Here is an 11,833-nt window from a genome sequence, read left to right on the forward strand (position 1 = left end):
GTATTGTGATCATAGAGATAAACCGTGGCGCTTACAAGCCACGAGCCGAGGATAAACATGGATCAGCACCAATTGGATCTACTGCGCGAGCAGTACCATGACTACTTTGCCATTGAGCAGGCAGTTTTGGTAAATATCAAAGCATTATCGACAGCATTACCCGACGAAGAACGTTTTCAGGTCATGATCCCGGAGCCATTCCGGATGGCCAGCGAACAAGCAACCTTAGATCGCTCGGCGTTAAAAGCCTTGTCGCAGCTTGGTGATCTGGCCGAAGAACTGGCGATTTATCTGCGCTCACAAGCCAAAAAACTCGATATGCTGATGCGCTATTTATTGATCCAGCAAGACGACCCGACCTATCGTCGCCATACCCATAGTTTTGGTGGCTCGGCGCTGAACTTTCTGAGTGATCAACCCATCGCCAGCGGTACCTCACTGGAAGTAAAAATGTTTTTTAATGGCACCGATGGCGCCGTGTACTTTTTAACCACGGTGATAGATTCCGTGTTACAGGAAACGCAGCTACCAGAAACACAGGTACAGGAAACACAGTTGCAAGAATCCGCACCAGTAGATCCAGGGAGCGGCGAGCAAGCATCACAACCGGCAGCACAGTACTTAATCCAAAGCGTGGTCAGCCGCATTCGGGACGAAGACCGCGAAGTGCTGGTGCGCGCTAGTTTGCATGAACAATCCAGACAATTAAAAGCCAAAGCTCGCTTACGGCAGTCGCAAGGAAATGCATAAGTGTCATCGGACAAGTTACCCGGCGTGAAAAGGCAGTTAGCACGAGGCCTGTTATGAGTACCCAAACCCACAAAGCAAACAGCGCGGCCAATTTACTGGCCAGCCTGCCGCAGCTTTCCAACACCCGCGATTTATTAAGCTGGGGCAATCTGCAAGGTGCCGCCCTGCCGTTGGTGCTGAGTGAACTGTTACGTCAGCAACAGGCGTTGTATTTACTGGTGGTACCCGATACCCCAACGGCACTGCGGATTGAACAGGAACTCACGGTATTTCTCGGTGACGCCAGCCTTATTCATAGCTTCCCGGACTGGGAAACTTTGCCATACGACATCTTCTCGCCGCATCAGGATATTATTTCGCAGCGCCTGCGCACGCTGTATCAGCTGCCGCATTTAACCCAAGGCCTGGTCATCGTACCGGTCAGTACCTTGATGCTCAGGCTTTGTGAGCACAACCATTTGCAAACCCAAAGTCTGGTGCTTAACAAGGGCCAGCGACTGGATTTAACCACGTTAAAACGTCAACTGACCCAAGTCGGTTATCGCGCTGTAGACCAAGTGATGGAGCACGGCGAGTTTTCGGTGCGTGGTTCGTTACTGGACTTGTATCCGATGGGCAGTTCGTTACCCTATCGCATCGACTTTTTTGACGATGAAATTGACGGCCTGCGCACCTTTGATCCGGACAATCAACGCACGGTAGCGCAGGTCAGCAGCATCGAACTGTTACCAGCACATGAGTTTCCGCTGGATAAAGCTGCGATCGAGCGTTTTCGTAGCCGTTACCGCGAGTTATTTCCGGCGCGCAATGAAAAAGAGTCGTTGTATCAGCAAGTTAGCCAGGGCGTATTACCTGCTGGTATCGAATATTATTTGCCGTTATTTGCCGAAAAAACCGAGTCGTTATTAAGCTTTTTCCAGCATCAGACGGTGGTGCTGGCGCTGGGTGATCTTGAAGCCGCAGCGCAGCGGTTCTGGCAGGACGTTGATAAACGGTATCAGGATCGCGCTATCGATTTGTTAAGGCCAATTTTAAAACCGCAGCAGCTGTATTTTAGCGTTGATGAATTGTTTGCAGAGCTCAAGCCAAGACCACGAATTCGCTTATCGCGTGCGGTGTTACCGGAAAAAACCGGTCAGGCGAATTTGCCTTGTCAGCTGCTGCCAGATCTCACGGTTAATCATCAACAAACCGAACCGCTGGCCAGTTTAAAAGCCTTTGTACTGGCGCAAAAACAGCAGCGTGGCCGGGTGTTATTTTTGGTGGAATCGCAGGGGCGGCGCGAAAGTTTGCTGCAACTGGTGCAAAAAGCCGGGATCCGCCTACCACAAATTGACAGCTGGCTGGATTTTGCTACCTCCGATCACGATATCGCCATCGGCATCGGTGCGCTGGAACAAGGTGTTTGGCTAAAAGATTGCGGCAATATTGCGCTCATTAGCGAAAACGAATTGTTTGGGCTGAAAATCAGCCAGCGCCGTCGGCGCAAACACAGCCAACAAGTGTCCAGCGATACTATTATCCGCAATCTGGCCGAACTGTCTGAAGGCCAGCCGGTGGTGCATTTACAACACGGTATTGGTCGTTATCAGGGTTTGCAGGTGCTGGATGCCGCTGGCATTACCGCCGAATTTGTCACCATTGAATACGCCGGTGGCAGCAAACTGTATGTGCCGGTGTCGAATTTACATCTGCTCAGTCGTTACTCTGGCGCTGATCAAGATCACGCGCCGCTGCATAAACTCGGCAACGACAGCTGGGAAAAAGCCCGGCGTAAAGCCGCCGAAAAAGTCCGTGATGTCGCCGCCGAATTGCTGGATGTGTACGCCATGCGCGCGGCGCAAAAAGGCTATGGTTTTAAAGTCGATCAGGACAATTATTTAAAGTTCGCTGATGGTTTTCCGTTTGAAGAAACCGCCGATCAGCAAGATGCCATCACTGCGGTGCTGAACGATATGCAAACGCCACAAGCGATGGATCGGCTGGTGTGTGGTGATGTTGGTTTTGGTAAAACTGAAGTCGCGATGCGGGCGGCATTTGTCGCGGTGGACGATGGTCATCAAGTGGCTATTCTGGTACCGACCACCTTATTGGCGCAGCAACATTTTGAAAACTTCCGTGACCGCTTCGCCAATTGGGCGGTCAGAGTGGAAGTGTTGTCGCGCTTTATCAGCCCAAAAGAGCAAAAAGCAATTTTGGCCGATGTCGAAGCCGGTAAAGTCGATATTCTGATCGGCACCCATAAATTGCTGCAGGACGATATAAAATTCCAGGAATTGGGGTTGCTCATTGTCGACGAAGAGCACCGCTTTGGCGTGCGGCAAAAAGAGAAAATTAAAGCACTCAGAGCCAATATCGATATTCTGACGCTGACCGCGACCCCTATTCCACGCACCTTAAATATGTCGTTGTCCGGTATGCGGGATTTATCGATTATCGCCACGCCACCGGCCAAACGCTTAGCGGTAAAAACCTTTGTCCGCGAATACGAAACCGGCCTTATTCGCGAAGCGGTGCTGCGGGAAATTATGCGTGGTGGTCAGGTCTATTACCTGCACAATGACGTGGCCAGTATTGAAAAAACCGCCGCCGATTTGGCCGTATTATTGCCCGAAGCGATGATAGGTATCGCCCACGGCCAGATGCCGGAGCGTGAGCTGGAACGGGTAATGGCCGATTTTTATCATCAGCGCTTTAACGTGTTGTTATGCTCAACCATTATCGAAACCGGCATCGACGTCCCGACCGCCAATACCATTATCATTCAGCGGGCAGATAATTTCGGTCTGGCACAGTTGCACCAACTTAGGGGCCGGGTTGGCCGTTCGCACCATCAGGCTTATGCCTATTTGCTGACGCCGCCACCGAAACGTTTAACCAGCGATGCGCAAAAACGCTTGGAAGCCATTTCGGCGCTGGAAGATTTAGGTGCTGGGTTTGCACTGGCCAGTCACGATTTGGAAATTCGTGGCGCCGGTGAGTTACTCGGCGATGACCAAAGTGGTCAGATTGAATCGGTTGGCTTTACCCTATACATGGAAATGCTGGAAGAAGCGGTCAAAGCGCTGAAAGACGGCCGTGAGCCAAGCCTCGATGCGATGCTCAGCCAGCAAACTGAACTGGATTTAAAAATACCGGCGCTGCTACCGGACAGCTATATTCCAGATGTCAGCCTGCGGTTGTCGTTCTATAAACGCCTCGCCAGCAGCCAGGACAGCCACGATTTAGATGAAATTCAGGTTGAACTGATTGACCGCTTTGGCTTGTTGCCGGATGCGGCAAAAAATCTGGTGGCCATTACCGGCTTTAAACATCAGGCGCAGCATTTGGGGATCCGCCGGTTGGAAGCCAATAGCAAAGGCGGCAGCATCGAGTTTGCCGAACGCACCTTGGTACAACCGGGTTATATTATTAAACTCATTCAGACCCAATCGCGGATTTACAAATTAGAAGGTGGCAATAAACTGAAGTTTACCATTGCCTCTAACAGCACCGCCGAACGCTTGGAACTAGTCAAAGCGATGCTGGCAGATATGCTGGGCAATACGCAGATCAGTGGTGCACAGGGTCCAAAACGATGAGGAGAAACGTTATTAAAGTCCATCCATTAAAGCCAGTGCCAGGTTGTTTAAACGCCCGTGCTGGCCGCAATTTTATTGCGGCGCTGCTGCTGGCACCGACACTGTTGTTGCACAATGCAATGGCACAAAGTAATTCACAAGGTAATTCACAAAGTATAGAAACTTCGTGGTTTGAAATTGAAATTCTGGCTTTTAGCCGCGACAACAGTCAGCGCTTGCTGGAACAGTTTCCGCCGAAGGTCACCGAAGTAGCGACCCGTGGTAGCGTCGATTTATTAAGTCCGCTTTATCAGCCGGATTTAACCGCCATTTTGCTGGCAGCGCCGGCTTGTCCAAAACCGGAAGTTGCGTTAAGTACAGATCCAGAGTTGTCGCTGGCCACCGCCGATGTCACAGCGCCGCTATTTGCCACTGATGAAGCCAGCTTGGCGGCTTATCAATTTCAACAATCGGCATTTAAGTTACCGCACTCTGATGGTTACCAGCCATTACCAGAGCTTTGTGCAATTGATCACAAGTTCAACAAGGCACTCAATGCCCCACTCAATGCAAGTCTGCCTGGCGCAGTGCTCATTCGGCAACAACCACCGGCGCAACTGCCACTGACGCCAGCAGGTCAGGAGCAACATCAGCCACAGCCTTATCTGGCGCCAGAAAGTGCGTTGCAACTGAAAGACTTAGCTTATCAGCTGCAACACCGTGGCAATCATCAGTTGCTGTTACACACCGCCTGGCGGCAACCGCTTTCAGGCAAACGTGCGGCACGGCCTTATCGCTGGTTCGCCGGCAGTAATTTTGGCCAGCAGTTTGATTATTTTGGCCGCGCCAAAGCCAGTGCTATCCAACCTGCCACCGACAGCAATGGTCAGTTATTGCAGCAAATCACCGCCTTAGAGCAGGCATTGGCGAAAAATCCGGCAACGCCGCTGGCCGAATTACAGCCGGCGTTTAACCAGCAAAGTAACGACCCGGTGTGGCAACTGGACGGTCTGGTGAAAGTGTATAGCGAGCGGATGTTATTTGCCGAAACCGACTTTAATTTGCGCCGGTTAAGCGCCGATGGCAGCACACTCAGCACATATCACAGCAACGATCAAACCAGGTTACTGATTGGCGAAGTGCATTATCTGGATCACCCACATTTGGGTCTGGTGCTGCAAATTCGTCGATTTGCGCCGCCGCTGTTGCCGACTATAGAGAATGCCGCAGCACCGGGCACGCAGCCTTAGAACTTGAACGATGCATTTGATGAAATTTAGAACAACTGACAAACCCAAAACAACATACCAAGGATCTCGTATGAAAAAACTTACTGCGTTTATCATGCTGATAGCCCTGACCGGCTGCAGTAAATTATCGATGGATAACTATCAACTGCTGAAAACCGGCATGTCCTACGACGAAGTCACCGCTATCATCGGCAAACCAGATAGCTGCGAAGAAGCCCTCGGCACCCGATCCTGCGTTTGGGGCGATGAGCAAAAGCAAATTAAAGCAGCATTTTTAGCTGAAAAAGCCATGTTATTCAGCCATCAGGGCTTAAAATAACAACGTTGGTACTCATGAAGTGTTGTAAATGTACAAGCTAAGAGACTACCAACAACAAACGGTACAAGCGGTATTGCATTACTTTCGACGGCAGGCCGATCCTGCCGTGGTGGTGTTGCCGACTGGTGCTGGTAAAAGTCTGGTGATTGCTGAATTGGCGCGTCTGGCGAAAGGCCGGGTGCTGGTGTTGGCGCATGTCAAAGAGTTGGTTGAGCAAAACCACAGCAAATATCAGCAGTATGGCCTAACTGCCAGTATTTATGCCGCCGGGCTTGGCCGCAAAGAAACCAGTGACCAGGTGGTATTTGCGTCGATCCAGTCGGTAGCACTTAATCTGGATGCTTTTAGCGCCAGCTTTAGTTTATTGGTGATCGACGAATGCCATCGGGTGCCGCAGGACGAAGACAGCAGTTACCGGCAAGTCATTAGCCATCTGCAACAGCAAAACCCGGGCATTAAAATTCTTGGTTTAACCGCCACGCCATTCCGGCTGGGGCTGGGTTTTATTTACCAGTATCACAGCCGTGGCCTGGTGCGTAGTGAAGATCCACGTTTTTTCCGCTTTTGTATTTTTGAATTACCCATTCGCTATTTATTGGATCAGGGTTTTCTGACACCAGCCAAAGTGTTGGATGCGCCGCTGCTGAGCTACGATTTTTCCGGACTCAAACCGACAGCGGCCGGTTATTTTCGCGAAGACGAACTGGCGCAGGTGATTAATAGCGCGAAAAGAGTCACGCCACAAATTATCCAGCAAGTACAGCACTACGCCAAAGCCCGTCGTGGCGTGATGATTTTCGCCGCCACCAGCGCCCACGCCCGTGAAGTACTCAGTTATTTACCCCAACACGAATCGGCACTTATTCTGGCGACCACAGCATCCGCTGAGCGCCATCAGCTATTGACCGCATTTAAAGCGCAGCAGCTGAAATATCTGGTGAATGTGGCCGTGCTGACCACCGGTTTTGATGCGCCGCATGTAGATTTAATTGCTATTTTACGACCCACGGAGTCGGTCAGCCTGTATCAGCAAATTGTCGGTCGTGGCCTGCGTCTGGCGCCGGGTAAAACCGATTGCCTGGTGCTGGATTACGCCGGCAATATGTATGATTTGTACTCGCCGGAAGTTGGCTCACCGCCACCGGCTTCCGACAGCGAATTAGTGACCGTGCCTTGTCCGGTGTGCCATTTTGCCAATACCTTCTGGGGCAAAACCGATATCAATGGTCTGGTGCTGGAACATTATGGCCGGCGTTGTCAGGGTTTTGATCGCAGCGATCCAACAAATATTCACGAATGTGGTTATCGCTTCCGGGCGAAATTTTGCCTGGAATGTGGTGCTGAGCACGACATTGCCGCCAAATTTTGCCAGCAATGCCAGACAGTGCTGGTCGATCCGGACAAAAAGCTACAAGAAGCACTGAAACTCAAAGATGCGCTGATCCTGTATCCACTGCGGATGGAACTATCGGTAATGACGGACGTCAAGGGCACACAAAAGCTGAAAATCAGTTATTCCAACGACGATGATCAGCAAATTCATGAATTCTGGCCCATTCAGACCAAGACCCAAAAACAACGATTTGCCACCGTTTTTCTACCGCCACATTTGCCGGATCGGCATCGGCCCTTTGACATTAAAACTGTGGCGCAAATTCTGGCGCAAAGCCACAGGTTAAAACCACCGGATGCCATCGTCGCACGCAAAGATGGTCGATTCTGGCGGATACGCGATAAATTGTTTGAGCTGACAAAAACAGCGGAAGATCCGGCGACAACTGAAGCCACTGCTGAATGATCTAAAGCCCAAAGTGTTGTTTTGCCGAATAAATCAACCAGCGTCTGCTTTACATTAAGCGGCAGTTAGGCAAAAATGAAAAAAATCATTGGTGAAAGGACGCGCTATGTACCAGTTATATTATTCACCCGGCTCAGCCAGCCTGGTCGTCCATTGGTTACTGCTGGAACTGCAACTACCTTTTACCCTGCATAAACTAGACTTTTCCAAAAATGAACAAAAATCTGCTGCATATTTAGCCATTAATCCAAGTGGTCAGGTGCCGGTGTTGTTTGATGGCTCGCGTTATCTCTGTGAATCCGCAGCCATTGTGTTATATCTGACAGAACAACATCCGAAAGCGGGACTGGTACCAGAGCAAGGTTCAGCGCAGCGTGCTGAATTTATTCAGTGGCTGATGTTTTTAACCAACCAACTGGCGCCAACGTTCCGGTTATGGTTTTATCCGCCGGATCTTGGTATGACCGACTATCCGCCAGCGACCAAACTGGCGCTGCAGCATAAAATTGAAAGCTGCTGGGATCGGCTGGAACAACATTTAACCCAGCGAGGCCCTTGGTTAACCGGCGATAAACCAACCGCCGCCGACTTTTTACTGACGATGTATATGCGCTGGTCGCGTAATATGCCAAACACCGCGTTAGCCTGGCCAAGGTTAAAATGGATTGCTGATCAATTAAGGCAGCGCCCATCCTGGCAACAGCTCAACCAGACGGAAGGTTTAACTGAATGGCAATATTAATCAACGGCTTCGCAGTACAGGGTTTCTTATGCAGTTAACAGACATTAATAAAGATACCTATCGCAGTCATTTAAACGTCATTATTGTCTCGGCCATTGCTTTTTTTGCGACGGTCGGTGTTGGCATTTCCAGTTTGCTGGTGTTCTATTTTGGCTCTGCCGCCGGGGACAATTTCTTTTTGAATTTACTCGGCGTCAGCATTGGCGGTGCTATTGCGGCTGTTTGTCTGCATCGGTTAAAAAGCTCAGAGTATTTTTATGAAGTGGCTTATGTCTGGGACTTAAAACACGAGCTGAATCTGATCAACCGCCGCTTATCAACCCTCAAACGTGCTGCCAACGACAATAATATCGATGCCATTATCATTTTGTTGTATAACTATCATGGTTCCCGCCAATTGTGGCAACTGGATGATAACGTTCTGAATTTACAAGAACTCGAGTTGGAGCTGATTCAGCTCGAAGACAAAATCCGCCAACTTGGTTTAAAGTTAGAACCCAATCAGTATCAAAGAAATTTATTAATAAAATTTTAGCAAAATGTTGTGTTGACAGAGCAGTTGTAGACATCTGGCAACAGCAGGTTCTGACGACGACACAACACACCGTACAAGCCGCAAGCTGGTGAGATTTCAGTGCTATTTTTATTTTCCAGCTCTGCTGTGAAAGTTGTGCTGAATAGATAATAATCAAGCCAGAAGCTAAATCCAACAATGACAAATTAAGCTGTTACAAGGTTCTCATATGACTGCGCAAAATGCCTTACTGACTATTCTGATTGAAAAAATTCGTACCGATACTTTAGTTTTACCAAGCCTTCCGGAAATCGCGCTGAAAATCCGTAAAATGGCGGATGACCCAAATGTAAACCTCGCCAAAATGTCTGACATGATTTCTCATGATCCGGCGTTATCGGCCCGTATTATGAAAATCGCCAACAGCGCCTTTGTCGGCCGTGGCGTGCATGTCCATTCGTTACAACAAGCCACCACCCGCATCGGTCTGCGTTATATCAAAAACGTGGTGACCGCGATGGCAATGGAACAGTTATTTGTGTCGAAGACAGCTTTTGTCAAAACGCAGATGGAAAAAGTCTGGTCTGAAACCTTAGAACTGACCGCATTTGCGCTGGCGGCGATGCAGCAATATAACTCGTCGTTTAAACACACGGCAGTCAACTTCGACACCATGACACTGGCCGGTTTAGTGCACAATATCGGCGCGTTACCGATCCTGACCGAAGCTGAGCGTCAACTGGAAATTTTCGGTGACGAAGCTTTTATCAAACAATCAATTACCGACATCTCAGGCAAAATTGGCGCCAATATTCTGACCTCATGGGGTTTTCCAAAGGAACTGATTGAAGTGGCCGAACAATGGGACGTCGACAGCTACACGCCTGCCCACCCGTCTTATGTGGACTTTATCCGGATTGCCGCCATCAAACAGGGTCGTTACCACGCTGAAGGTGACATCGGTACTTTGCTGAAACCTTATGCTGATCTGGGTTTAATCCCTTCGACTGAATTTTACCGTTCTCCGGAATTTGTGGTGCAGTTTAATGAATTTAAACAGCTGTTTGTGTAAGCGTCAGTAAACGCAATCTTCGATAAAAAAACCGCCAGCTGGCGGTTTTTTTATCGGTTATTCACTGCGGTCGTTCTGCTTAAAACAACGCCTGGTGCAACTCTTTCACCACACCGGCCGCTTCGCCATCCTGCACCAGAAAACACAGATTATGGCGGCTGGCACCATGGCAAATCAGCCGCATATTAATTTTCTCCAGCGCCTGAAATAACGAGCCTGTGACACCGCGGGTGCTGTGCAAATGGTTGCCAATCACCGCAATTAAACTCAGATTTTGCTCTACCGTCACTTCAGAAAATGCTTTCAGTTCAGCCAGTGCTGGTTCAATTGACTGGGTAAAAGCGCTGCCTGGCGCATCATCCAGCGTTAACGCCACGCTGATTTCCGACGTAGTAACTAAATCCACCGAAATCTGATGACGGCTTAAAATATCAAACACCCGCGCTAAAAAGCCTGCTGCATGCAGCATGGCCGGACTTTTTACGGTAATTAAGGTTTGGGCTTTTCGAAGCGCAATAGCTCGGTACGATGGTTTGGTGTCGACCTGTTTCGAAATCCAGGTGCCCCCGGCATTCGGTTCACGGCTCGAACCAACAAACACCGGAATATTCTGCCGCATCGCCGGAATAAGCGTTGCCGGGTGCAACACTTTGGCACCAAAAGTGGCCATTTCTGCCGCTTCATCAAAACTGATTTCCGGGATACAACGCGCTTGGTCGGTAAGCCTCGGATCGGTGGTGAAAATGCCGACCACATCGGTCCAGATTTGTACGACTTTGGCGCCAACAGCTTCGCCTAAAATAGCCGCGCTGTAATCAGAGCCGCCTCGGCCTAACGTGGTGGTCTGGCCCTGACTATCGGCCCCGATAAAGCCTTGAGTCACAATCAACTGCTGATTTAGCAGCGGTTGCAGATATTGCGCCGTTAAAGCGGCAATGGTGTCAATTTGTGGTTCACCTTTGCCAAAGCGTGAATCGGTCCGCATCACCCGCCGTACGTCAAAACTGCTGACCGGCGCACCACGCTCGGCTAACACCTGGGCGAACAACACTGAACTTAACCGCTCGCCAAAGGATTGCACCAGATCTTTTTCAATGTCGGAGTAACTGCGGTTCAGATCAACCAGCGTTTTGAGTTCCAGCAGTAGCTGTTCAATCGCAGCGCCGACCAAAGCTTGTTGCTGTAATTGTTGCAGCACGGCGTAGGTGATCCGCTCAACACCAGCATAAGCATTCAAACGCGCTGCCGCTTCGCTTTGTTTGGTCATTTCGACCAGCATATTGGTGACGCCAGAGCTGGCGCTGACCACAATTAACCGGATATTTGGATCAGCCAGCACAATATCGGCACAACGCGACATAGCGGTAAAATCGGCGACGCTGGTACCGCCAAATTTGGCAACGATGATTTGATAAGCATGGCTGTTTAACAGGTGCTCTCGGGAAGCCGAAGCAGCAATAGAAATTTGATTAGACAAGGTTTCTCTCCTTATAAAAAACATAAGCAGAGCGTGGCATTTGCAGCGCAACAATCAGACACAGCACCCAGACGCGAGCCGGCATGCTGTCTACTTGCAGACGAACAAAGGCCAGAAGCTCTCCACCGGGTTTCAGGTGACAGTCGCAGGGATTCAGCCCTTTTGACCGGATAATGTGCTGCTACGGCACATTGCCCTCGGCGTTCATCCCCCTCATTCAGTATCCGGTTTATAGCAACCTGCGCTGAACTACCTGGTGAACGCTCCTCTTCTGGTCTATCAGATATGATTGACGCCGTCACGATACTGTAGTTTTTTACCTAAGGCAACAGACTTTTAGATGTCTATCAT

Annotated in this window: 9 protein-coding genes and 1 riboswitch; of the genes, 8 read left to right on the plus strand and 1 reads right to left on the minus strand. The window is 49.8% G+C overall.

Annotated features, from left to right (window positions below; all coding sequences use genetic code 11):
• The first annotated feature begins 57 nt into the window (after positions 1 to 57).
• From EOE67_RS02565 to EOE67_RS02600, 8 genes are all read left to right on the plus strand, one after another.
• Entirely contained in the window at positions 58 to 750 is a 693-nt protein-coding gene (locus EOE67_RS02565; protein WP_127697498.1) for a PilZ domain-containing protein, read from the plus strand.
• Positions 751 to 803: 53 nt separating this feature from the next.
• Entirely contained in the window at positions 804 to 4,331 is a 3,528-nt protein-coding gene (gene mfd, locus EOE67_RS02570) for a transcription-repair coupling factor (RefSeq protein ID WP_127697499.1), read from the plus strand.
• A complete protein-coding gene (locus EOE67_RS02575) occupies positions 4,328 to 5,560 on the plus strand; it encodes a CsiV family protein (RefSeq protein ID WP_127697500.1) in 1,233 nt (410 codons plus the stop codon). The genes mfd and EOE67_RS02575 overlap by 4 nt, the downstream gene beginning before the upstream one ends.
• Positions 5,561 to 5,630: 70 nt before the next feature.
• Positions 5,631 to 5,879, plus strand: coding sequence for a DUF3862 domain-containing protein (locus EOE67_RS02580; protein ID WP_127697501.1), 249 nt, complete (start codon positions 5,631 to 5,633; stop codon positions 5,877 to 5,879).
• Between the two features lie 28 nt (positions 5,880 to 5,907).
• The gene (gene radD / locus EOE67_RS02585) at positions 5,908 to 7,677 is read left to right on the plus strand and encodes a DNA repair helicase RadD (RefSeq protein WP_127697502.1); all 1,770 of its coding nucleotides are present in this window, start codon (positions 5,908 to 5,910) and stop codon (positions 7,675 to 7,677) included.
• A gap of 106 nt (positions 7,678 to 7,783) precedes the next feature.
• The gene (locus EOE67_RS02590) at positions 7,784 to 8,419 is read left to right on the plus strand and encodes a glutathione S-transferase family protein (protein ID WP_127697503.1); all 636 of its coding nucleotides are present in this window, start codon (positions 7,784 to 7,786) and stop codon (positions 8,417 to 8,419) included.
• A 28-nt stretch (positions 8,420 to 8,447) separates the two neighbouring features.
• Positions 8,448 to 8,954 (plus strand): DUF3087 family protein, encoded by a 507-nt coding sequence (locus tag EOE67_RS02595; RefSeq protein WP_127697504.1) that lies wholly within the window; start codon positions 8,448 to 8,450, stop codon positions 8,952 to 8,954.
• Between the two features lie 208 nt (positions 8,955 to 9,162).
• Positions 9,163 to 10,005: an HDOD domain-containing protein gene (locus EOE67_RS02600; protein ID WP_127697505.1), complete on the plus strand. Its 843-nt coding sequence runs from the start codon at positions 9,163 to 9,165 to the stop codon at positions 10,003 to 10,005.
• 79 nt (positions 10,006 to 10,084) lie between these two features.
• Here the strand turns inward: EOE67_RS02600 and lysC are convergent, their stop codons facing one another.
• Entirely contained in the window at positions 10,085 to 11,482 is a 1,398-nt protein-coding gene (lysC, locus tag EOE67_RS02605) for a lysine-sensitive aspartokinase 3 (RefSeq protein ID WP_240652686.1), read from the minus strand.
• Between the two features lie 107 nt (positions 11,483 to 11,589).
• Positions 11,590 to 11,761, minus strand: a riboswitch (Lysine riboswitch).
• Between the last annotated feature and the right edge of the window lie 72 nt (positions 11,762 to 11,833).

The organism is Rheinheimera riviphila, from assembly GCF_004005945.1.
Classification (GTDB): domain Bacteria; phylum Pseudomonadota; class Gammaproteobacteria; order Enterobacterales; family Alteromonadaceae; genus Pararheinheimera; species Pararheinheimera riviphila.